The 25,308-nt window shown below is 39.2% G+C and carries 15 protein-coding genes and 1 pseudogene; 10 read left to right on the forward strand and 6 right to left on the reverse strand.

Annotated features, from left to right (window positions below):
• Nucleotides 1-24: 24 nt before the first annotated feature.
• Nucleotides 25-114 (forward strand): IS3 family transposase, encoded by a 90-nt coding sequence (locus tag H5079_RS18515; protein ID WP_404936205.1) that lies wholly within the window; start codon nt 25-27, stop codon nt 112-114.
• Nucleotides 115-214: 100 nt separating this feature from the next.
• Here H5079_RS18515 and rapA read toward each other — a convergent pair whose 3' ends face one another.
• Entirely contained in the window at nt 215-3,109 is a 2,895-nt protein-coding gene (gene rapA, locus H5079_RS08495) for an RNA polymerase-associated protein RapA (protein ID WP_011329272.1), read from the reverse strand.
• Nucleotides 3,110-3,553: 444 nt separating this feature from the next.
• On the opposite strand from rapA, the gene H5079_RS08500 reads away from it, so the two are divergent.
• The 3 genes from H5079_RS08500 (at nt 3,554) to H5079_RS08510 (ending at nt 9,671) form a co-directional block, all read left to right on the forward strand.
• Nucleotides 3,554-4,951: a PhoH family protein gene (locus tag H5079_RS08500; protein WP_086997728.1), complete on the forward strand. Its 1,398-nt coding sequence runs from the start codon at nt 3,554-3,556 to the stop codon at nt 4,949-4,951.
• Between the two features lie 66 nt (nt 4,952-5,017).
• Entirely contained in the window at nt 5,018-8,788 is a 3,771-nt protein-coding gene (locus tag H5079_RS08505) for a PAS domain-containing hybrid sensor histidine kinase/response regulator (RefSeq protein WP_182683901.1), read from the forward strand.
• A complete protein-coding gene (locus H5079_RS08510; protein ID WP_182683902.1) occupies nt 8,772-9,671 on the forward strand; it encodes a diguanylate cyclase in 900 nt (299 codons plus the stop codon). The genes H5079_RS08505 and H5079_RS08510 overlap by 17 nt, the downstream gene beginning before the upstream one ends.
• A gap of 137 nt (nt 9,672-9,808) precedes the next feature.
• Here the strand turns inward: H5079_RS08510 and H5079_RS08515 are convergent, their stop codons facing one another.
• Complete coding sequence (locus tag H5079_RS08515) at nt 9,809-10,753, reverse strand: D-2-hydroxyacid dehydrogenase (protein WP_182683903.1); 945 nt, start codon at nt 10,751-10,753, stop codon at nt 9,809-9,811.
• 502 nt (nt 10,754-11,255) lie between these two features.
• On the opposite strand from H5079_RS08515, the gene H5079_RS08520 reads away from it, so the two are divergent.
• The 4 genes from H5079_RS08520 to H5079_RS08535 all read left to right on the forward strand — a co-directional run bounded on the left by H5079_RS08520 (nt 11,256) and on the right by H5079_RS08535 (nt 18,063).
• Entirely contained in the window at nt 11,256-12,389 is a 1,134-nt protein-coding gene (locus H5079_RS08520; RefSeq protein ID WP_011329266.1) for a 1-acyl-sn-glycerol-3-phosphate acyltransferase, read from the forward strand.
• 317 nt (nt 12,390-12,706) lie between these two features.
• A complete protein-coding gene (locus H5079_RS08525) occupies nt 12,707-12,952 on the forward strand; it encodes a DUF1289 domain-containing protein (RefSeq protein ID WP_011329265.1) in 246 nt (81 codons plus the stop codon).
• A gap of 181 nt (nt 12,953-13,133) precedes the next feature.
• A complete protein-coding gene (locus H5079_RS08530) occupies nt 13,134-13,337 on the forward strand; it encodes a DUF3283 family protein (protein ID WP_011329264.1) in 204 nt (67 codons plus the stop codon).
• 220 nt (nt 13,338-13,557) lie between these two features.
• On the forward strand, nt 13,558-18,063 hold the full coding sequence (locus H5079_RS08535) for an EAL domain-containing protein (protein ID WP_182683904.1): 4,506 nt from the start codon (nt 13,558-13,560) through the stop codon (nt 18,061-18,063).
• 57 nt (nt 18,064-18,120) lie between these two features.
• Here the strand turns inward: H5079_RS08535 and H5079_RS08540 are convergent, their stop codons facing one another.
• Both H5079_RS08540 and H5079_RS08545 read right to left on the reverse strand, forming a co-directional pair.
• Nucleotides 18,121-19,074: an ion transporter gene (locus tag H5079_RS08540; protein WP_011329262.1), complete on the reverse strand. Its 954-nt coding sequence runs from the start codon at nt 19,072-19,074 to the stop codon at nt 18,121-18,123.
• Nucleotides 19,075-21,741, reverse strand: a complete 2,667-nt coding sequence (locus H5079_RS08545) for a bifunctional acetate--CoA ligase family protein/GNAT family N-acetyltransferase (RefSeq protein WP_182683905.1) — start codon at nt 21,739-21,741, stop codon at nt 19,075-19,077. It abuts the gene before it with no gap.
• 112 nt (nt 21,742-21,853) lie between these two features.
• On the opposite strand from H5079_RS08545, the gene H5079_RS08550 reads away from it, so the two are divergent.
• Nucleotides 21,854-22,570: an SIMPL domain-containing protein gene (locus H5079_RS08550; protein WP_179806947.1), complete on the forward strand. Its 717-nt coding sequence runs from the start codon at nt 21,854-21,856 to the stop codon at nt 22,568-22,570.
• Here H5079_RS08550 and H5079_RS08555 read toward each other — a convergent pair.
• Together H5079_RS08555 and H5079_RS08560 are read right to left on the reverse strand one after the other, a co-directional pair.
• Nucleotides 22,539-23,225, reverse strand: a complete 687-nt coding sequence (locus H5079_RS08555) for a hypothetical protein (protein WP_182683906.1) — start codon at nt 23,223-23,225, stop codon at nt 22,539-22,541. The two genes, H5079_RS08550 and H5079_RS08555, sit on opposite strands and share 32 nt — an antisense overlap.
• Nucleotides 23,226-23,416: 191 nt before the next feature.
• Nucleotides 23,417-25,180 (reverse strand): annotated as a pseudogene (locus H5079_RS08560) (DUF885 domain-containing protein); the annotation flags it as partial.
• Here H5079_RS08560 and H5079_RS08565 point away from each other — a divergent pair.
• Nucleotides 25,122-25,308, forward strand: a 187-nt coding sequence (locus H5079_RS08565; protein ID WP_259398055.1) for a cellulose biosynthesis cyclic di-GMP-binding regulatory protein BcsB, incomplete at its 3' end; no start/stop codon positions are given. The pseudogene H5079_RS08560 and the gene H5079_RS08565 overlap by 59 nt on opposite strands.

Here is a 25,308-nt window from a genome sequence, read left to right on the forward strand (position 1 = left end):
GTTTTAAGGTGAGCTCAGTAATAAATTTTTTATTACAACAACGCATGCATTAAGTTGAAAATAAAAAGCCTGAGTTCGATACACTACCGAAATCAGGCTTTATTAGCTGCTTAGAAATGAATCCAACTTTATGGGGTCACTTCAAAATACCGCGCTTTCTTCATTCGCACATTAGCAATTTTTTACTAACGGCTGTCAGCTTATCGTCAAAGCGTTAGTGCGAAACCACAATCAAGCGTATCGCATCTAGTTTTAACTGGGTTTTTTCAATGTAGGTAGTCAAATCTGTGCGTTGCTTATCGTAAAAGGTAATTTCTTCTTGGCGAATATTAGGGTTAATTTGCTTAAGGGCAACTAATCGTTGCTGCTCTTCACTTAGTGATGTTTGCATTTTAGCCAGTGACGCAGCACGAATAACTTCAAGCTTTTCTTGTGCCATGTCTTTTGCGGTGCTGATCATTGGGTGAATAGCACTTTGCAATGCGCCGGCTAGTTTACTGGCTGTTTGGCGACCAACGGCAGAAAGCTGCTGATTAAAGCCGTCAAACGCGACGTTTTCACCTAAGTTATTACCTGCTTTATCGAGTAAAATACGAATTGGCGTAGGTGGTAAAAAGCGTCCTACTTGTAATACTTTTGGTGCCATAGCTTCGGCTACAAAAATAAGCTCAACAAAAAAGGTGCCTGGTGGTAGTTTTTTGTTTTTAAGTAAAGCAACCGATGCGCTACCAAAATCGTCGTCACAAATCATATCTAGGGTGCCTTGCACCATAGGATGATCCCAACTAATAAAGTGCACGTCTTCTTGCGAAAGCGCGGTATCGCGGTCAAATGTAACTGTCATGCCATCTTCTCTTAATGCCGGAAACGAGGCGTTTAACATATGCTCGGTTGGCTTTAAGATAATGGTATTTTCGCCTTTATCTTCTTGGCTTACGCCAAAGGTGTCAAATACGTTAATCATGTAACTAGGCAGTTCAAACTGATTGTCTAGTTTTTCAATATCAGCTACCAAAGAGTCGGCTGCGCCTTGGCCCGATGAATGCAGCTCAAGTAAACGGTCGCGTCCGCTTTCCATTTGCTTGCGCAGTACCGCATTTTTTTGTGCTACTTGCTCAAGTAATGGATCTAACTCGTCTTCGTCGCAGTTATGCGCTGCAATGTAATCAAGTAGGTCATCACGGAATTCTTTATACAGCATTTGTCCCGTTGACGAGGTAGATTCGAATGCGTCTAGGCCTTCGTTGTACCAACGTAGTAATACTTCTTGGGCGGTGTTTTCAAAATATGGCACGTGAATGTTCACATCTTGAGTTTGTCCAATGCGGTCTAGTCGGCCAATACGTTGCTCTAGTAAATCTGGGTTTAGTGGTAAATCAAATAACACTAAATGATGTGAAAACTGAAAGTTACGCCCTTCAGAGCCAATTTCAGAACACAGCAGTATTTGCGCGTTGTCGTACTCGTCTGCAAAAAATGCAGCGGCGCGGTCACGCTCAATAATCGACATACCTTCGTGAAACACTGAGGCTTTAATTGCTTCGCGTTCACGTAGTATTTGCTCAAGGCTGATAGCTGTTTCGGCTTTAGCACATATTAGCAGTACTTTTTCACGCTTAAGGGTTTTAAGAGTGTCGATTAGCCAATCTACGCGAGGATCAAATGCTCCCCAGCTGGCGCTTTCGCCTTCAAACTCTTGAAATATTTTTTCTGGGAATAGTGCGCGCTGTGCACTAAGTTCGGGGTTTTGAATGCCGCTCATATTGCCCAGTACTGTCATTGCTGTTTTATATTGCTTTGGCAATGGCATAGGGTAGGCGTGTAATATACGGCTAGGGTAGCCGTCAATGCCGCTGCGGCTATTTCTAAATAAGATGCGGCCGGTGCCGTGGCGATCCAGTAACATGTTAAGTATTTCTTTACGCGCGGGTAAATCACCTTGCTGTGCTTTTGCCAGAATATCGGTAATGTCGGTTTCTTTTAATAGCTCAATTAAAGTCGCTTTAGCGCTCTCGTCTAGGCCTTGCTCTTGGAGTAATTGATTAGCAGCTTCGGCAACGTCTTTGTAATTTGCTTCTTCTTCTTTAAACACGTCGTAGTCGTAAAACCTGTCTGGATCGAGTAGCTGTAGGCGAGCAAAGTGGCTGCTATGACCAAGTTGATCTGGCGTGGCGGTAAGTAAAATAAGGCCCGGAATATCTTGGCTAAGCTCGGCCATACGTTGATACTCTGAGCTTGGCTTGCCATTATTAATACTTAAATGATGCGCTTCATCTATTACTAGTAAATCCCAGTCAGCTAAAGTTGCTTGTTCGAACCAACGTTTTTTCTTGGTTAAAAACTCTAGGCTGGTAAGTACCAGTTGTTCGGTATCAAATACATTTGGCGAGTCGGCAAAGGCTTCGTCGCAACGATCTTCATCAAAAATAGAGAAACGTAAATTAAAGCGGCGCAGCATTTCTACTAACCATTGGTGCTGCAGATTTTCGGGTACTACAATAAGCACACGGCTGGCACGGCCACTAATAATTTGCTGATGTAAAATCATTCCCGCTTCAATTGTTTTACCAAGGCCTACTTCATCTGATAAAAGTACGCGTGGTGCAAAACGTTTACCTACTTCTTGGGCTATATAAAGCTGATGCGGAATAAGATTAGCACGCTGACCAATTAAGCCTTTTATAGGCGACTGTTCACGTTCAAATTTATGTAACCATGTTTGGTAGCGTAGCGTGTAACGATCAAAACGATCTACTTGGCCGGCAAATAAACGATCTTGAGGTTTGTTAAACTTAATAAAATGATCTAGAAAGGTTTCTTTTAGTTTGGCTGCTTCACCATTATCAACACGAGTACCGTGATAACAAAGTAGCTCGCCTTGCACTTCAATAGACTCAACTTCTAATTCCCACTCTTCAACGCTTTTGATCACATCGCCAGGATTAAATGACACACGGGTTACGGGTGCTTCTGCCCAAGAATAAACGCGGCTTTCGCCACTAGCAGGAAATAATATGCTGACCTGACGGCCCTCAATGGCAACAACTGTGCCTAATCCTAAATCTGACTCTGTATCACTGATCCAACGCTGACCTAAGGAAAAATTCATATATGTCTCGTCTATGAAGAAAAAGGCGGCTATGTTACCTGTTAGACAACACCACTGCAAGGCGCTATTAGCCTCACTTTTAATTAATTCGGTAAGTGTGAATTATTCCTAACAAAACGGCTAACATCTGGATCTTTTTTGGGTAAATAAGTACACAGTAAGATAATAAATAGCTCTGCAGCTATTACTTTGAGCGTTAGCAGCATTAAAAATATTTCCTTAGCAAAACCTACTTAATTAACTTTTAAAATGCACTATTTTAGTCAGTCAATTACTTTAGTTTTAAGGTTTAATTAAAACAAAATCGAGTTTGTAATAAAACGGACTTTTATGACAAATAGACTAAACTAAAATTATACCTAAGTAACTAACGAGCCATCACTACTCAAAAGCACTTAGTTAGTTTGGTATAGCATACTCATCATAAAAAGTAAGGAAAGTGCTATGGAAAATGCTTCGAACCTTAAAAGTAAAATGTATGTGCTAGATACCAATGTATTGCTTCACGAACCCCTCGCGTATTTATCGTTTCAAGAGCACCATGTAGTTATTCCGATGACAGTGTTAGAGGAGCTTGATCATATAAAAGATAGAAAACACGATGTAAGCCGTGATGCTCGCGTGGCTATTCGTGGTTTAGATGAAATATTAAAAAATGCCACACCAGAGCAAATGCTCCAAGGCGTAGCCCTTCCTAGCAATAAAAAAGCGAAAACAGCATCAAACGGCACCTTAATTATTGTAAACGATCATTTATTTGCCGACTCTATTTCTGGCCTGCCAGGCAATGAAAACGATCATCGCATTATTAACTGTGCAGTGCATTTACAAAAGCAGCACACAAATAGCAAAGTAATATTAGTCACTAAAGATATAAACATGCGCTTAAAAGCCAAAGGTGCAGGGCTTAATTATGTTGAGGATTACCGCACCGATCAGCTTATAGACGACATTAGCTTACTAACCAGCGGCTACAAAAAAATAGCCGGAGACTTTTGGCAGCATGTTGGCCAATGTAATACTGAGCAATATGGCCGTGAGACCTTGCATCATGTGGCTAAAAACTTAATCCCTGATGTATTTTATAATGAGTATTTAATTGATGAGGGGGATCAGTTTGCAGCGCGAGTTAAATCGTACGATGAGGAGCATATAACCTTAAAAGATATAGGTTATGAGCGATTAATGAACCAAGGTGCATGGGGTATTAAACCAAAAAATATTTACCAAGGTATGGCACTCGATGCTTTATTAGATACCAGCATAGAACTGGTTATTTTAACCGGCCCTGCGGGGTGTGGTAAAACTTTATTGGCGCTTGCTAGTGCACTAGAAATGGTGATCGAAAAAGGCATTTACGACAAAGTAATAGTAACGCGTAATACGCCAGAAATAGCCGAGTCAATTGGCTTTTTACCCGGCACTGAGGAAGAAAAAATGGCGCCATGGCTAGCGGCCATTACCGACACCCTAGAGGTATTACATAAGGGCGACGAAAATCCAATTTCAAGCCGTAATTATATTATGGAAAAAGCCAATATTCAGTTTAAGTCGGTAAATTTTATGCGTGGTCGCAGTATTCAAAATGCAGTAGTTATTTTAGATGAAAGCCAAAACTTAACGGCGGCACAATTAAAAACCATTATTACCCGTTGCGGCGAAGGTACTAAGCTAATTTGTACCGGTAACTTGGCACAAATAGACAGTAACTACTTAACACCGGTTACTTCGGGCTTAACTTATATTGTGGAGCGCTTTAAAAACTTTGAAGGTAGCGCAACAATAAACCTCAATGGTGTGGTACGTAGTCGCCTAGCTTCATTCGCTGAAGAAAACTTATAACTTGCGCTTAACATTATGGCTCGCTAGTCTATTAGCTGATTATTGAGCCATAAAACAGGCAAACAGTTGAAGTTTTTACCCTTAAAAGATTATTACCGCTCTTTAGTTGTGGCTTTGGCCGTGCCTTTGTTTGTGGCTTTATTATTATGTTTGCACCTTTACAATATTAAGGTTGAACGTGCGATAGAAAAGCGCCATGGCGATTTTGCTAATGTATCGGCGCAAATTGAACATACTATGGCTGGGGTAAATAATTTATTTACCGCTATGTTTAATTTGTATCACCAACCTAAGCCGCATTCAGCAGATAGCACAATGCCATTGCACGTTAATCAGTATGATGACTATTACTATCGGTATTTAAGTAATTTAAATGGCGAAATAGTAGGTGCTGGCGAATTTTCTCAATCGCAAAGTGCCTTATTACGCTGGCAAAAAGTCGTTATGTTAGCCCCTTCATTTAACACCACGTTAGCGCTAATACAGTCATTAAGTGCAGTTGCTTATGTTGATGAGCAAGGTTTTGCTTACGTTGCCAGGCGAGATCGTAGCCAAAGTGCCTTTTTAACTGATATTTTAAAAGGCAAATTTAAACCACCACTTTTAACCGAGCAACTCAGCTCTAGCCAAATTATTAAGGTTGCTAATAAAGCCTACTTTGCCATTGGCCGACAACAAGATATTAACTCCCAAGATTACATAGTTCTTATTTATGACTTACAAGCTATTTCTAATTGGCTAAAAAAAGTATCGCCGCAGCAAGGCGAATATATATTTATGAATCAGTATCATGAGGTTATTGCCAGCTCACAAAAGTTGATAAACAAAGCTGTTAAGTTAAATCAATATTGGCCGGCAGTATTAATAGAGCACAATAATACTAAGGAAATTAAAGGTAATCAGTTTTTAATGCAGCCAATTGGTAACTACCCTATACATGCTGCCTACCATGAGCCAATAGAGCAGTTATCTGCGCCGATTATTTACGAAACAGCGATAGAATTTATATTTTTAACCGTGTTTTTAAGCATTATGTTTAGCGTGTTTTTTTGGTTGAGCCAGCGTATTTTTATCAAGCCGATGACCTTTTTAATGCGTTATCTAGAGCATAACGACACTGTAACTGGCGAGCAGTTAAACTATAAAATTCCTTTAAATTGGCAGCCATGGTTTTTAAAGGTAAAAGCTATATTTGCTAAAAATACTCAGCTGGTCGAATCCCTACAGAACGTTAATAAAGATTTAGATAAAAAATTGCAGCTACAGTCTGAAAAACTAACCAGCAGCTACGAAGCCAAAGAGCGTCATTTAGCTTTACTTAATACTGTACTTAATAACGTTCCTGACTTTATTTATTTTAAAAGTATTGATGGCTTATTTTTAGGTTGTAATAAAGCTTTTGAAACATTTATTGGTAAAAAGCAAGCTGAGCTAGTTGGTAAATTAATAGAAAATGAGAGCAGCGATAGTAAAAAAATTAGTAAGCTAGAGCAACAAGTACTACACAATCGCACGCAAATTCAACAACGTATTGATAGCGCAGAACGCTCTTACTTATTAACCATAGCGCCATTTTATAATGAACAGCAACAACTGTTAGGCGTTATGGGGATTGGCCGCGACATAACCGAGCAACAGCAAACCCTACATGCATTAAAAGAATCAGAAACTAAATTTAGAAGTGCGATAGAGTTTGCGGCTAATGGAGTGGTGTTACTTTCGCTTGATCATACTATTTTACAAGCGAATAAAGCGGCTAGAGAGCTATCTTCTGAACAAAATTTATTGGCGGGAGCGCCTTTAAATCGGGTGTTTAGTAACCCCCAATGGCAAGAAATTAAAGCCACGTTAGCGCAATTACTAAATAATAAAAAACGGGTATACCATTTAACTTTAGCGCACGGCGAACTGGCAGATTGGTTACAGCTGAGCGTGTCGTTAGTGTGGAATGAAAATGCCGAGCCGCTGTATTATGTTATTCATATTCAAGATATAAGTATATTAACCAAAGCAAAACATGATGCAGAGCGCGCCACATTAGCAAAAAGTCGATTTATTGCTAATTTAAGTCATGAGATCCGCACACCGCTAAATGCGGTATTTGGTTTACTTGATATGCTTATTGAGCAAGGACTTACGCCAAAACAATTAGAACAAACCGCGCAAGCTAAGCACGCAGCACACAGCTTGTTGTTAATGCTTAACAGAATGCTGGATTTTGCACGGGTAGAAAGTGTGGCAGCGCAGTTAAAACTCGCGCCATTTAGCATTGTTGAGTTGGTTGATATTTGTGAAAGTTTAACGGCACCTTTATGTGAAAACAAAGGGATTGAATTAATTATTGATATTGATCCCTTAATTGCCCCCAACCTTATATGCGACAGCATTCGCTTACAGCAAGTATTAGGTAACTTATTAACTAATGCTGTTAAATTTACTAAAACCGGTAGTATTACCCTTAAAATGGATTTATTACCAAGCGATACCTCAGAGCAACAACATATTTGCTTTAAGGTAATAGATACCGGAGTTGGCATAGATAAAGCCGATCAAAGGCGCTTATTCGATGCCTTTACCCAAGGGGATGAGTCATCTACGCGAACTCATCATGGCGTGGGCTTAGGGCTGGCTATTGTAAAGTCGGCAGTGCTGTTAATGGGTGGCGAAATAGCGCTAAATAGTGAAAAAGGCGAAGGGTGTGAGTTTTACTTTAGTGTTTTATTAGATGTTGTACCTGCTTGTAAGCAGCTACCTGATAATACATTAGTTATTTTATCAGCGGATAGTCACGAATTAACTCAGGTTATAAATGCATTCCCTACGCTTACTTATACTAATTTAGAGCAAATATTAAAATCTCCTCGGGAGCATTTAAAAGCCAAGCAATTAATTATAGGTGCAGCAGATTTACCTGCTTTATTAGCGGTAGCTGTAATTAAAGATATTTTATTTGCAAAAGCAATTACGCTTATTGTTGTAAGTAATCAACCAAGGTTAAATTTGCCGATCAGCATGGGTTTAACTGTACAGCATATTAAAACGTCAGCGCTTGCACAGCGATTGTTTAATTTAAATTTAGAGTCAGCTTTAAAAATAACGAATACAACGAAATTAAACCCAAGTGTGTCGGGTCTGTTAGTGTTAGCGATTGATGATAATCAATTAAACTTAGAAATAATTAGCAGCGTGTTACGCCAAGCAAAAATTAATGTGGTTACAGCCACCAGTGCCATTGATGGTATGGCATTATTACCGAATTTAATGCCAGACTTAATTTTAATGGATGTGCAAATGCCTCATTTAGATGGTTGCCAAGCAACAACTTTAATTAGGCAGCAGTATAGTGCAGAGCAATTACCTATTTTTGCACTAACCGCTCATTGTGAGCCTGCAGATATTGAACGCTCTTTAGCGTGTGGCATGAATAAGCATTTAACTAAACCTGTGGTTGCAGAAGTGCTTATAGGTGCAATAACCGATTTAGCACCTTATAAGCCGAGCTTTTTTGAGTACTCATTTGCTTTAACTCAGTTTAGTTTAAACGAAACACTGCTTAACACTATGATCGGTAAATTTGCTAGTGTGTGCAAAACTCAATTAGCGCAGCTCAAAATAAGTAATAATAAAGATGACTTAATTCGTATAGCGCATAGTATTAAAGGCGTAGCGGGTAATTTAGGCTTTAGTCGACTGTCGCAATGTGCACAGCAAACTGAAAAAGATCTTAAAACAACCGATAAAGCTGTTGAAATAACAACGAAAGAGCTTATTATGCAGTTAGAACAGGTGGTTGTTTTTATAAACGTTTTAGGGGCAATGGATGTCAAAAAAAGCTAAAGTATTAATTGTTGATGATGATGCTCTTAATCGAATTGTACTCGAAAAAACACTTAGCGATGAGCATGAGGTGTTTTTAGTTAAAGGTGGTGACGAAGCGCTTACTTTTATAAAAACAACACAAGTTGATTTAATTATACTCGATATTGTTATGCCAGGGATGAATGGCTACGAAGTACTGGTTAAATTAAAAGAAGATTCAGCAACGCAAATGATCCCGGTTATTTTTATATCGGCAAATAGCAGCCATGATGACGAGTCTAAAGGTTTAGAACTAGGCGCAATGGATTATATAACTAAGCCATTTTGTTCATCAATTGTGCGCGTAAGAGTACGTAATCAACTGCTTATTAAGCAAAAAAATGATTTGCTTGAAATGTTAGCTTCGATTGATGGCCTAACCGAAATACCCAATAGACGCAACCTAGACGAAAACCTATCTCGTGAATGGCGTAAAAGTAAGCGCAACAACACACCACTTTCAGTGCTACTTATGGATATAGATCACTTTAAGCGTTACAACGATACTTATGGGCACCGAGCTGGCGATGACTGCTTAAAAGCGGTGGCTCAAGCACTTGCGGCACAATGTGAGCGTGGCAGTGACTTTATTGCACGCTATGGCGGAGAAGAGTTTGCAGCCGTTTTACCCGGTGTAGATAAAGCTGAAGCGACAGGCTTTGCAAATAAGCTACGTAATGCTGTTAATGCATTAAATATAGCGCATAAAGCATCGCTTAATGCTGAGCATGTAACTATTAGTATTGGTGTAGCTAGTACTGAAAACGCAAGTATTGAAACTGAGCAGGCACTTTTAGAAGAAGCTGATTTAGGTTTATATGCAGCGAAAGAGGGTGGCCGTAATCAAGTTGTTGCCCGCTAATTAAACTTTTATTTGTAAAGTAAACGCCAACGTTATTGGCGTTTAATAGTTAATTTTCGGATGAACACATTTAAAAAAGTGTAGCGCTTTTTAGAGCTACACAGCTGGGCATTACAGCAGGGCACTACAGCAAGGTATTACACTAAGCGATTACGTGATTGCTGCTGCGTAAACGCCACAATATTTAAACTTACCTCATTTACCAAACGTACAATTGACTCTGTGCTTGCCCAAGCAATATGTGGCGTAAGCAGTAAGTTATTGCCTTTATAATTAGCCAGTGGGTTAGTTAGTTCAGCGGGCTCTTTAGTCAGCACATCAACCCCGGCACCTGCAATTAAGTTTTGCTCAAGAGCGGTTGCTAAGTCTGCTTCGTTAATAATGCCGCCACGTGCAGTATTAATGATAATGCTACTTGGTTTCATCATTTTAAGCTCATTGAGTGTAATTAGATCGCGAGTTTCATCGGTTAATGGGCAGTGCACACTAATTATATCGGCGGTTTTAATTGCTTGTTCAAAAGGGATACGACCTTCACGGCACTGTGTCCCTTTGCGCTCGGCAGTAATTACATTTGCGCCAAAAGCGCTAGCAACCGTTGCAACCGCGCTACCAAGGGTTCCACCACCAATAATAGCGAATGTTTTGTCTTGTAAATCGTTAAAGCTATAATCTAGACGGCAAAACATTTCACTTTTTTGCCATGCACCTTGCTGGCAGTCTGCTTGGTAGCGATGTGTATTACCTAATAAATTAGTGATTAAAGAAAAGGTATGTTGTACTACAGAGGGGGTTGAATAGCCGGCAACGTTAGTTACTGCAATACCAAGCTCTTTAGCTGCTACTAAATCTACATTATTAGTACCAGTGGCACTAACACAAATTAGCTTTAGTGATTTTAATTGGCTCATAGTTTCACGGTTTACAACTGCTTTGTTGGTAATTAAAACGTCAGCATTTTTACTATGAGCAACAACTTGCTCCGCACTTGTTAATTCATGAACGGTAAGCTCACCTAATTGAGCAATACAATCAAGTGATGTTTTAGCAAGAGTCGCATTATCGAGAATAGTAATTTTCATATTTTTTCCTAAAATTAAACCCCATTTAAGAGAGTTATTTGCAATGCTTGCATTGCTTGATTTGAGGTTGGAAATATTTGCAGTACTAATGAAAGCAAATACAGCGCAGCATACGTATGCAAGATTAATACACTAAAGTACTATAAAGCATACACTTTGTTAATTTTAAAGTCGTAAAAACGTAGGCCAACTTAAATGTGGTCTGCCCACTAGGTTAGTTGTTACATGCTACCCTTTACGGCTATTTTGTTGTACTGCCGTCGCCATGCAGCTTTAGTAAAGCTATTTGCTTTAACTAATATTCACTATAAATAACAACAGGGCAATGTAAGTTGCATCAAGTGTGCAAACTTATAAACTTGCCGACTAAACTATAACTCTATTTGAACTAGGTAAATCGAACTTTAGTATTGCTAGTTTCGTATTTTTGATTGAGTTATAATCAAAATTAGACACGACGGTGCGCTTTGGCGTGCCGTTTTTAACTTTGTAGATGCGCTAAATGATTGAATTAGAAGATAAGTACGCTGACATAAGACCTTACAATGATGATGAAGTTGCCACTTCGCTGAAGCGTTTAATTGACGATAATGCATTTATTGATGTAATTGCAAAGTACAATTTACCACGCATTTTATCGGCAATTCCATTTGTTGCACGACCATTAATTAGACAGCAACTACGTAAAAAATGGGGCCAAATTAATAGCGTTGAAGATGTACAAAATGAAGTTGCAAAGTATTTAAATAAGTTAGTAAAACGCACTACGTCAGAAGTCACTTTTTCAGGGTTGGATAAACTAGACCCTAATCAGGCCTATTTATTTATATCGAATCATCGTGACATTGTGCTCGATCCGGCTTTAGTAAATTGGGGATTGTTTCAACATAAAATGAAAACAGTGCGCATTGCAATAGGAGATAATTTATTGCAAAGACCCTATATCACTGAGCTTATGCGATTAAATAAAAGCTTTATAGTAAAGCGATCTGCAAAAGCCCCTAAAGAAATGCTTAAAGCATTAACGCAGTTATCTTCCTATATTTATGACTCACTAACAGCAGGAAACTCTATTTGGATAGCGCAAAAAGAAGGGCGAGCAAAAGACGGTGTAGATCAAACCGATCCGGCACTACTAAAGATGCTACAACTAAATGGGCGTAAGCAAAAAAAAGAATTTGGCGATTATATTAAAGAGCTAAAAATAGTGCCGGTATCAATATCGTATCAATACGAACCCTGCGCAATTGCTAAAGCAAAAGAGCTTTATCATAAACAACACCATGGTCAATATGTAAAATCTGTAGGTGAAGACATAGCCAGTATTGTTGAAGGTTTTAGCTCATCTAAAGGACATATTCATTTAGCTTTTGGACAGCCGATAGAGTCACATTGCGACAGCGCAGATGAGCTGGCTAAAACAATAGATAAACAAATAATAGATTCATTTTATTTGCACCCAGGTAACTTTATAGCAGGCGGCTGTACAGAAGCGGTCATTAATAAAGCCGACGCAGCAAAGTTTGCAAAACGTATGGATAAAGTGCCCGAAGAGCTTAAACCTTTGGTATTAGCTATGTATGCAAAGCCATATCATCGTAAAGCAGAAGTAAATATTAAAAGTTGTGAGCATTAAAAGCTAAAGGCAGTTTTTGGCGATTATATTTTAGCTTTTAGTAAGCGATAAAAGTCACTCAGTATTTATTTAAAGTATTTTTATTACTGAAAGCTAATAGCTAAAGCTGCTTTTTGTTACGGCACTTTAGCTAAAGCGAAGTAAATTTGTATTACAGCTTCAGCGCATGTTGGGCTGTGGTTTATGCCCCGGCTGATACCTACATTTTATCTGGTTAAGAGATTTACTAAACGTCCAGAGCTAATTACTCACAAAGCTGCTCTTTGAGTAAATAACGCTATACTTAACCTGTATCTTTATAAGTGTGGGGAGGGGCAATGCAACAAATTGAAATATTTGATATTCCAAGCCCTTGCAAGAGTATTTGTTTGGTTAATAATAGGGGATATTGTAAAGGTTGTTATCGTAGCCGCGATGAGCGTTTTTTATGGAATTCGTTAACCAACGCACAAAAGAAAAAAGTATTAAATTTGTGCCAGCAGCGCTACAAGCGTTTTATACAAAAAAAACTAGACGTTACTGCCGCTAGCGAATTAATTAATCAGCAAGGTTTTGACTTTTAGTTAGGGGGCGTGCCCTTTGTTGATTAAATTCGTAATTATCTGAGCCAATAAGCTATTAAATCCCCAAACATAATATAGCATTTAGCTGACTAAGCTTGTTGGCCTAGATGCTTTATTAAAGCAGCATTCATAACTATTTATAAGTATAATAAAACATCTTTAGTAAGTAATAGGAGTTACTGTGAGTTTTAATTTATGTAATTTACCTCGTGAACAAAAGTATCAAATTCAGTTAGATTATGAGGCTTCTTTTTGGGCGTATCAAATTAAGCGCGGGAAAAAAACACGTGAGCAAATATATAACACCCTCCATAGCCGCCCTATTGCAGAGCAAGCTTCTTTAAAGCAACAATTTGAAAGGTATTTAGCACTAATGTTAGGCTAATGTTGTGCTTACTTGAGCAGCTCGAGTTGATTTAAAACCTCTTTAGTTTATAGGATTTATACATTCATCTCTAAAAGTAGACCTGATTTATACCGCACTATTGGTTTTAACTCGATGTTAACATATAATCATTCCTTAGTAGTGCTTTTGGTGTGTGCCAATATCGTATATCGTCGCTGTCAAATACCTATCAAAAGCAACATAATAAGTGGGATCAAGAATGGGTAAAGCTATTAACAGAACAATAAGTTGCTTGCTCGCACTTATGCTAATAATGAGCAGCCAAATAAACGCACAAGTGAAGCGTTTATCTCCTAGTGAGGGGCTATCTCAAAGCTATGTTAATACTATGCTTATTGATAATAACGGTTACTTATGGCTGGCAACAGAAGGTGGCCTTAACCGTTATGATGGCTACCAAGTAATGCCAATTAACGGGCCTAATGGTGAGCTTGAAGAAGCTATTATTGACCGCATATATCAAGACACCCAAGGGCATATTTGGATTGCCTCACTGCTGGCAGGGCTATTTCGCTATGATCCAGCTACCGATTCTTATAAACAGTTTTTAGAAAAGCCGCTAAGCGAAGAGCAGATAATTAATCAATCTGTTTTTAGCATGTTAGCAATAGATGATAAAACCCTCTGGATTGGCCGAGGCCGTGACTTTGCAAAGCTTGATATTGAAAGTGGTGAAATAACCACTATTTTTGAGCTTCCGAGTAAATACAAAAGCACCCTAGTTAGAAAGCTATTTTATTATAACGGCTATATATTTATTGGTACTAGTCATGGTGCTTATGTGTTTGATATTGCCAGTGAAAAAGTGCGGCCATTAGAGCATTTACGCGCAGAGGCTGAGCATATTTACCAAAATAATGTGAAGTCATTTGCTATTGCTAACAATAATCAGCTATTAGTGGGCGCTGTTAAAGGGTTGTACCAAGTTGATATTAGTAATTTATCGAGCATGTTTGAGCGCCCCGATGTGGCATTTAACAATAGTGTATTGCTTGATAATTTAAATATTTGGCAAATTACAAATGACCATGAAAAAATTGATTTAGCCACTGATAAAGGGTTGTTCAAGTTTAATTTAAAAACGGGGGAAATAATAAAAAACACCCGCATTAACCAAAGTAAATATACCCTAGCCGATACCAGTATTATTGATATGGTTAAAGATAATTCTGGTGGAACATGGGTGGCCACTAAAACAGATGGGGCGTTTTATTTAGCCAATAATAACTATCAGTTTACCAATGTTGAGGGCAGCATGCTTGGCGGTGACGGCTTATCGCATCATTCTATTTGGGGTATTACTGAGTATAAAGACAAGCTATGGCTAGCTACGCATAATGGTTTAACTGAAGTTGATTTAAAAACAAATATAGGCAAAACGTATTTACAAGATTTTAAAGTTGATTTGCTAACCACTGAATTTACTATTTATAAAATAATGCCTTATAAAAATAAATTATGGCTGCACTCCAACAGAGGTTTATTTATTTTTGACCCTGTTAGCCTGCAATTAACTGAGCCGCAAACACAAAATCCGAGCAACCAAAAGCTGATCACCGGCTGGGTTCATGGTGTTACTTTAATGCCCGATGGTAACTTGTACTATGTGCACTCAGATCATGGCATGCTTATGTATAATATTAATACCCAGCAACTAACCCAGTTAGAGGGCGAGTTTACTCAGTTTGACCCTTTTTTAGCGCATGGGTTTTTACCACCATTATCGACACAACCAGATAAACCTTTATTTTTTAGTGGTGGGATTTTATATCAAGTTAATCCTCACAGTTTAACTCTAAAAATAATATATAAGGTTCCTAAACAACATGAAAATGTTGCCATAAATGTGCTGTCGTATGAAGTTGATCGTAATAATATTTTATGGCTCTCGTTATCCAACTTTGGCCTGATTGGCATTGATGCCTTAACGTATGAACTTGTTCATACTATTGATTTAGACAAAAACAAATTGGGTACCTTATTGTACGATATGGTGCTTGATGACGATGGCATGATTTGGATGAGTAGTCATAAAGGCATTTGGCGTTTAAACCCGACTACACTGCATTTTCAGCAATTTACTACGTCAGAAGGGCTGCTCTCTGCAGAATTTAACAGCGGCGCTATGGCACATTTAAAAGATGGGCGTATTGCTTATGGTAGCCTAAAAGGCTTTACCTATTTTCACCCAATGAACAATCAAAACACCAAAGCGTTAATTGATCACGTTAATATTACTCGGATCAATTTAATGTCGCGAAACTTGTCGCTTAATTTACAGCAACCCCTTGAAGAAATAACATTAAATCATGACGATATAGGTTTAGAAATAGCTTTTTCGGCAATGTCGTTTAGTTTTCAAGAGCGGATTATTTATGAGTATCAGCTCGATAACGGGCAAAAAAGTTATACCCGTAACAACAGAGTGTTATTTCCAAAATTAAATCCGGGTAACTACCAATTAAAAGTGTGGGCTAAAGACCCATTAACCGGCGAATATACGTCGCCCGCTAGTTTAAAAATAAAAGTGAAATACCCACTATGGCGTGCCCCTTATTTTGTGGTGCTATATGCATTATTGTTAATTGCTTTAGTGGTTGCTTGGGTAATGCGCCGCAATAAAGTACAGCGTATTTTATTGGCAGCTCACAAAGAAAGTAAAGAAAGCGAAGCGCGTTTAAAACTGGCACTAGAGGGCAGTGAATCCGGGGTTTGGGACTGGCAGTCAAGCAGCCTTAGTATTTATCAACCGCGGTTAATAAATGAATTAGGCTACAGCGTTGAATGCGTAAATTTAGATGACTATTTAGTAAAAATACACCCACAAGACAGACCTTTATTTAGATTGGAGTGGTTAGAGTTTTTATCTACAGATAAAGGATCTTTTAATTGTACCTACAGGCTTAGGCATGCAAAAGGGCATTGGCGCTGGTACAAAGACTTTGGCAAAGTAGTAGAGTGGCATAATAAATTACCGCAAAAAGTGGCCGGAACTTACACCAATATGACCCGTGAAATGGTGTTTGAAGAGCATGCTCGCTTATTCGCAGCAGCCTTTGAGCAAACTCGCGATTGGGTATTTATACTCGATAAAAACTTTAATATACGCGCCTCTAATAAATCCTTACAAACAGCGTTTAACTTCCCAGCTGAGCCACGCTCTAGTCGAGTACTTAATTTAGGAATTTCGCGCAGCAGCCGCTTTGATTACTTGCGCATTATGCAAAAGCTCAATGTAGGGGAGCACTTTTCTTGCGAAGACACAGTAACATTGGTTAATAACGAGCAACGCCACGTGCTTGTTAAAATAAGTGCAGTTGCCGATAACGAACACAGACTAACCAGTTACGTTGTTATTTTAACCGATATTAATGCACAAAAATTAGCAGAAAATGAGCTGCATATACTCGCCAACTACGATCAGCTAACTAGCCTGCCAAATAGGGCATTATTTAATGACCGTGTAATACATGCCATTGAGCAAGCACAGCGCCATAACAGTAAGGTTGCTTTGCTGCATATTAATATTAAACGCTTTAAACACTTTAATGATTCGTTAGGGCGAGAAGTTGCCGATGAATTGATTAAAACAGTGGCAGAGCGATTAAAAAGTACCTTACGCCCCAGCGATAGCGTAGCTCGATTTGGTGGTGATGAATTTGTTGTGTTGGTGGAAGATATACAACAAATAGAAGAGGTATTGCTCGTTTGCACTAAATTAATGGGCTGTGTTAATAAAAATATTGCCCTTAATGGCCAAGTAATTAATATTAATTTAAGCATTGGTGTTGCCACATATCCAGATGATGCGCAGCAATATAAAGATCTATTAAAAGCTGCCAATATTGCTTTATACCACGCTAAAGATAATTTAGAAGGGAGCTATAAGTTTTATAAGCAAGAGATGAATCAACGGGTGCAAAAAGCACTGCACCTAGAATCGCAGTTAACTAAAGCGTATCAAGAGCATGAATTTTGTAATTATTATCAACCTATTATAAGTGCTAATAGCCAAAAAACCGAAGGCTTTGAAGTATTGCTACGCTGGCCAAAAAATCAATTAGTGAACACTCAAGAGTTTTCGTTAGCGGCAGAGAGTATTGGTTTAATTACAAAAATAATGCTGCAAACATTGGGCCGTGCTTTAGAAGAGTTAGTGGCTTGGCGCAAAATTGCTCCCGAGTTATATTTGTCGATTAACTTATCGGCACTCGATTTTGAATTTGAACACTTGGTGCCTGAAATTAAAAAGGCATTAATTAAAGCAGCTATCCCTTCAAAGGCGATTGTATTTGAAATAACAGAATCAATATTAATGCGCGATTCAAAGCAGGCCTTATCGAGTATGGATATGTTAAAACAACTAGGTTGTAGGCTTTATATGGATGACTTTGGTACAGGTTACGCATCGTTAACTTATTTGAAGCGCTTTCCTATTGATGTATTAAAAATTGACCGTAGTTTTGTACAAGATATAGGGGTTGATTCTAATGATGAGGCAATTATTCAATCTACGCTTACTTTAGCCCACAGCTTAAATAAAGAATGTGTGGCAGAAGGCATTGAAAGTACCCATCAATTAGTATTTTTAAAAGCACTTGGTTGCGACTATTTTCAAGGTTATTTATTTAGTAAACCTGTGCCCACAAATGCTGTTATTCCTTTAATTACTCGCGATTGGAGCGACGTGTTTAAGCAAGATTAAAGGAAAACCCTTAGTGTGCAGTTGCCAGCTAAAAGCTGACAACTACTTTTAACCTATTTATGGGCGCTTGCCACAGTTTCTACAAAACATGTGTTCGCTGCGCTCGTTAAGCTGAACTTTTATGGCTTTATTGGCCTCTAGTTTACTCAGCCCTAGTTTGTAACGCAGATCTTCAAGGTGACTGAGGTGCTCCTCGCTGAGAGTGCCGTTAGTGATCTGTTCATGTACTGCATTTTCGAATACTTGACGGCGTTTGCGTACTTGCTCTGAAAAGCTCGATGCAAGTAAACCGGTAGGCACTGCAACCATTCCCATACTCACTAGGGTTATTACCCCACCAAATAGTTTACCAATAGGTGTTATGGGCACTACGTCGCCGTAACCTACGGTAGTTAGCGTTGCCATAGCCCACCACATTGCCGCAGGGATAGAGCCAAATTTATCGGGCTGTATATCGTGTTCAAGCAAGTAAATACCACAAGAGGCTAAAATAAGCACCACGGCCATAATAAAAAATGCCGCTAAAAGTGTACTGCCTTCATCAATAAATGCTTGTAACAGCAACTGCATAGCACGCGAATAACGGGTTAACTTAAATACTCGCAGTAACCTTAAAACTCGTAAAAAGCGCAAATCTAGCATAAAGAAAAACATCAATAAGCTAGGTAATATAGCAATTAAATCAATTAATGCTAAAGGCGAAAAAATATAGTGCAAGCGTCGTTTGGTATTTGAGCCCTCAATAGCTGCATATTTAACTCTGTCTACACAGGTCCAAAGCCGTATTATGTATTCAATAGAAAATATAGTTATGGAAACAATTTCTAATAAGAAAAATTCTTCATGGTACTGCTTAGCAATACTCGATACAGACTCAAGGACAATGGCAACTACGTTGACCATTATGAGACAAACCAGCATTACATCAAGTATGTGCCCCGCGCGCTGATACTCTCCAGAGGCTTCAAAAGTGTGCGCAATTTTTTGTCTAAGTTTTCGTATATAGTTCATTTATAGTTTAAGTACCATATTTATACTGCCTTCTTCAAAGTCGCGGCTTATTTTAAAGCCCAATTTACGCGTAAGCTCAATCATGCCGGTATTCTCTGGTAAAGTAATCCCTTCAATAGATTTAACTCCTTGGCGCTTACAGTGCTCAATTGCAGCTGTCATTAATATACGACCTAGGCCAAGGCCTTGGCAGTCTGAGCGCACTACAACGGCAAATTCGGCCTGTAAATTATCAGGATCCATAATAACGCGCGAGACGCCAAGAGTACGAGGCTGCCCTTGATATGTTTGAGATACAATAAAGGCCATTTCACGGTCGTAATCTATTTGCGTCATTTTAGCGAGTTGGTCGTGATTAAACTGCCTTAACTCCCCAAAAAATCGTTTATAGCGATCCTCTTTAGTTAAAGACTGATCGAACTGCTGATGTGCTTGCTCATCTTCTGGTTTAATTGGGCGCAGCGTCGCTTGGGTATTATTTTTTAACGTTACGCCCTCTACCAATTCAATCGGGTAGGGGCGAATAGATAAACGTTTACGGTGCGTTTGCACTCGATAGCGGTTAATGGTCATGGTGGCGTCCAGCACTAAAAATTGCCCATTACTGGCTAATATAGGGTTGAGCTCTAAGGAACTAATGTCGGGCTGATCAATTACTAACTGCGAGATGCGAGTAAGCAGTGCGCAGAGCCGATATTTATCTACTTTTTCAGGTAGAATACGATCCTTTAGTACGCCTTTATCGTGCGCCGCGGCAATTAAGTATTTTGCTAGGTTCATATTTAGCGGGGGCAAAGCTACTGCTGCTTGTGCGTATTCAAGGCCGGTGCCTGCTTCTCCTAGTAAAATAACGGGACCAAAATTAGGCTCTGTTTTTATTGCTATTCGCAGCTCGTTGGCTCCGGCACGCGGCGCCATTTTTTGTAGCGAAAAACCATCAATAATTGCATCGGGATAAGTGTTCTTTATTCTTAATAACATCGAAAAAGCAGTTTGCTCTACTTCTTGAGCGTCATTTAAGTTAAGCACTACGCCACCCACTTCAGATTTTGAAGGAATGCTTGGGCTAATTAATTTTAGCGCCACCGGAAACCCTAACTCAATGGCTTGCTCTTTTGCTTCTGTTGGCGTGTAAGCCACTTCGGTTTGAATACACTCAATACCGTAATGACTTAAAATTTGGCTCGCTTGATGGGTCGGTAAATAACTTTGTCCTTCTTCTAAAAATTCATTTACTAAGGCTTTAGCTGCCGACTTATTAATTTTTGTATCTACGGTATTCGACTCAGGTGTTTGGGTTAAATGCTTTTGATTGCGTCGATAACTAACTAAGTGCATAAAGGCCCCAACAGCGCCCTCGGGAGTACGATAAGTTGGGATCGCGTTATTAGCGCAAACACGCCTAGCAGCATAGGCGGCATCTTCACCGGTAAAGTTAGTAATAACATACGGGCGCGCCATTTTTGGGAGTGCTTGTAAGGTTTTAACAATAATATTTGCATAGTCTTCGCTAGGTGCTAGCGCAGATGGAGTGTGAATAATCAGTAAGTTTTTTACTTCAGGAGCTTTAAGTAGAATTTCTAACGCCTGCTTATAGCGGCTCGGGGCTGAGTCACCAAAAATATCCACCGGGTTTGAGGCCTTCTCTGAGCGAGGAATTACTTTATTGAGTGCATCACATGTCTCTTCACTCAATTGCGTTAATTTACCTGAACTTTGTATTAGCTCATCTACTGCCATTACGCCAGGGCCGCCACCATTGGTTAAAATAGTGAGCTGCTCTACTTTTAATAATTTTGGGTGCATGGCTAATGTTTGCGTTGCAGCAAATAGCTCGCGTAAATCGTTTACTCTTAACATACCCGCGCGCTGAAATAGAGCATCGTATACCGCATCTGAGCTATGCGCTATTCCCGATTGAGCTTCAGCGGCAATAGCGCCCGCATGGGTCCTGCCCGTTTTAATTACAATTACGGGTTTGCTAAAAGCAGCCGCTCGAGCGGCTGAAATAAAGCTGCGACTGTCCTCAATGTTATCTATGTAGAGCAAAATAGCCGTAGTTTTAGCATCGCGACCTAAAAAGTCGAGCAATTCAGTAAATTTAATATCCAGACAATCGCCCATTGACACAAAGTAAGAAAAGCCAATTTCTTTGTTTTTTGCCCAATCTAAAATGGTTGAGCACACTGCCGCCGATTGTGAAACGAAAGCGAGTTTGCCAGGGCTCGCTACGGTATGTGAAAAGCTGGCATTTAGGCCAATATGAGGAATTAATAACCCTAAAGAATTTGGGCCCAACAGCGTAACTTGATGGCTACGTGCGCACTCTTTTAAAGTTTGTTTTTGTGCGTTACTTAAGCCGTCAGCAATGATGATGGCATTATGACAGCCCAGTTTTCCAAGTTGCTCAATAATAAGGTCTAAGGTGTTTTTATTGGTACAAATAACCGCGAGATCAGGTACTTTTGGTAGGGCATCAATACTAGGGTATGCCAGTACACCATGCACCGCAGTGTGGTTTGGTGTTACTGGCATAATTGGCCCTTTAAAACCACTTTGCAATAAGTTACGCATAACTACGTAGCCAGCGCGGGTTGGCGTGTTAGATGCACCAATAACGGCTACCGAGCTTGGGTTAAAAAACTGACTGATACGCTTGAGACTCATGGCTTTTCCTATGCTGATTAATCTTTGCTATCTGTAATTTCACAATGTACTCTGTTTATATTATATTTTCGAGCGTTTAGGGTTGTTTTAGGCGCTTAACAAGGGAGTTTTAATGAATAAAACATCTAACTTTAATATTGTTATTGCGGCTATTTGTTTAAGTATAGGCCTAATTAGCTTAGGATTTATTTTAAAAGGTGCTGCGCTTGATATCAAAGGTATGGAACGTACCGTACAAGTAAAAGGATTGGCTGAGCAAGAAGTGCTGGCCGATACCGTGATCTGGCCACTGCAATTTAGTGATGCCGACAATAACTTAGAAGCGTTAGTGAGTAGAGTTGAGGGTAAAAACGATGCAGTAATTGCATTTTTAAAGTTACACGGCTTTGATGATGAAGAAATTAGCACTGGCAGCCAATCAATTATAGATAAACAAGCTCGCGAATACGGCAGCGAAAATCAACAATTTAGATATATAGTGCGCTCTAATATTATTGTTTATTCAAATGCGCCCGACAAAGTAAAAAATGCCCTGAGCAAGGTAAGTCAGCTGGCTAAGCAAAATATTGCCATAGTGCAAGATAACTACGAAACCCGTGTGGAGTATATGTTCACTGGTTTAAACGACATTAAACCAGCAATGGTACAAGAGGCCACCGAAAAAGCCCGTGAAGTTGCGACTAAATTTGCCAAAGACTCAAATTCAAAATTAGGTAAAATAAAAACGGCTCGCCAAGGGCAATTTAGCATTAGTGATCGTGACTCTAATACGCCGCAAATCAAAAATATTCGCGTGGTTACGAGTGTGGAATATTATCTTTCTGACTAAGTAAATTAATCACTTGAGTTATTGAGCGCTGTAAATAGGCAGCGCTTAATAAAAGCGTGGTTTCGTTTACCGTATTGCTTTGTAATACATTTAATAATTGCTGTTTTGCTTGTGCATTTTGCTTTTGCTCCATTTCCATTAATGCGAGTAGCGCCGAGAACTCATGCTTTATTGGCGTAGTCGGTTTATTTGCATAAGCAATATAACAGGCAACTGGCGTTAACCCTTGCAGGTTAGGCTGTGCCAGCGCTTTTAGTAAGTCATCGTTAGATTCAAATAACATTAACGAACGTACATAGTTAAACGGTAAATTATTTGCATCAGGGTGTTTAAATACAGTATGCAACACAGTGTTACCGGCCTCATTTTGCGCCAAAAAACCCTTGTTAACTTTAAGTGCAGGTGTAAAAAAGCTTAATGCGTCTAGGGTGCTTAGTTGGCTAATAAACGATGTTGGTAAAGGGTTATTGGTTAAAATACGGATTGCCACATTTTGCATAAAGTTATATTTAACACTCATTCGCTGCGCGCTTTGATACAAGTGCATTAATTGGCTTGCTTGCTGAGCAGGGGTTAACTGCTTAAAGTCGTTATCAAGCTCGTCGAGTTGATACTTAGCAAGGCGTGCGTTAAGTAATTGTATGCATAATTCCATGGCTTATCTCCTTAGTTTATTATTACCTAGCCAGAACACTGGTTAAGAGATTTACTAATGTATTGAATCATAGTTATATTTAATTTTATTATCCGGAGCTCAGGTTACCTACTCTAGCTTAAACAATTGGCTTATAAAACAAAAAAAGGCCGCATAAGCGACCTTCTATATTGTTACTGAGTTATTACAAGTTAAGCTTGTTTACTTGCTATCCACTGATTAACAAAGTTTTCTAGTACGTTAAGTGGTACAGGGCCATTTTTAAGCACTACGTCGTGGAACTGGCGAATATCAAACTTATCACCTAGTTGCTGCTTTGCATTTTCACGTAGTTCTAAAATCTTCAGCATACCCACTTTATAAGCAGTTGCTTGCGATGGCATTACAATGTGACGCTCAACCATTTTAACCCCGTCAGAGGTCGCATTAGGTGTGTTATTTACGTAGTAATCAATACCTTGTTGGCGGTTCCACTGCATAGCGTGAATACCTGTATCAACCACTAAACGTGCTGCGCGCCATAATTCCATCGAAAGGCGACCAAAGTCAGAATATGGGTCTTCGTATAAGCCCATTTCTTTTGGTACTAGCTCAGAGTATAAACCCCAACCTTCAATATAAGCAGTGTAGCCACCAAATTTACGAAACTTAGGCACGCCTTCTAGCTCTTGCGAAATTGCAATTTGCATATGATGCCCCGGAATGCCTTCATGATAGGCTAGTGCTTCCATTTGGTAAGTGGGCATAGCTTCCATGTCGTAAAGGTTGGCGTAGTAAACACCTGGACGAGAGCCATCTGGTGCAGGTTGTTGATAAAACGCTTTGCCAGCTGCTTTTTCACGAAATGCTTCAACGCGTTTTACAATCATATCGGCTTTTGGTTTTACAATAAATAACTCATCAAGACGCGACTTCATATTATTAATTAGGTCGGTTGCTTGGCTAATATATTGCTCTTTAGCTGCATCAGTATTTGGTAAATAAAACTGCTTGTCGGTTTTCATAAACTGCATGAAAGCGGTTAAATCGCCTTTAAAACCTACTTTATCTTTAATGGCGCGCATTTCGTCATGAATACGAGCTACTTCAGCAAGGCCAATAGCGTGTATTTCTTTTGCTGTTAGGTCTGTGGTAGTGGTGCGCTTTAACGCATTGTTATAAAACGCTTCGCCATCAGGAAATTTCCATGCACCGTCGCGGTTATCTGCGCGCTTTTCAAGTTGGGCTATATAATTAATCAGTTTAGAGTAAGCAGGTTTAACAGCCGACTTTAAAGCATCTACTGCATCAGCTGTTAAGCTGTCTTTTTCGCTTTGATTGATTTCTAGTTTATTAACTTTGCGTTTAAAGTCGCTAAGCAATGTAGAGTCGTCGCCTTGCTCAAATGGAGCGCCTTTTATAATATTTTTACTTGAGTCGATAACATGCGGGAATACAAACTTAGGTGCAATAATGCCTTTTTCAGCACGTACTTCTAAATCAGTAATTAACTGATCAAATACTGCTGGCACACCGTTTAAGCGAGATATATACGCTTTAGCGTCTTTTACATCACTTACTTGATGCTGGTTAATTAAAAATGCCGCGATCATAGAGTGAGTGCCGTACATTTGGTTTACCGGGTAACTGTGGTAACGCCATTTGAAGTCAGCAATTGAGTTTTCAAGATCTTGCTTTTTTAAGTCGTAACTTACTTTAGTTGCATCATCAAGCTGAGCACGATTAATGCTATTAAGCGTTACTAAATCAGCTTTGGTTTGTGCAAAATCTTTTAATTTTTTAGCTTCGCTACCATCGTCCCACTTGTCGTAATCTTGCTTAATACCCATGTAAGTTTGATACACAGGGCTGCTCATTACGTCACGAGTAAAGGTATCTTCAAAAAATGTATTTGCTTTGTTTATTTCGCTTTGTACTGGTTGTGTCTGTACCGCAGGTGCTGCTGTTACTTGTTGTGGTGATTTTTTACGTGACTACCCTGATGTTGATAAACCAACAATTGAAATTATTTCTAACCCACTCCATCGCTATAAAAAAATGTTACTTATAGTGGGCAAAGACACTGCTGATTTAAAAACTGCAG

Source organism: Pseudoalteromonas sp. SG44-5 (assembly GCF_014164175.1).
GTDB classification, from domain to species: Bacteria; Pseudomonadota; Gammaproteobacteria; order Enterobacterales; family Alteromonadaceae; genus Pseudoalteromonas; species Pseudoalteromonas nigrifaciens.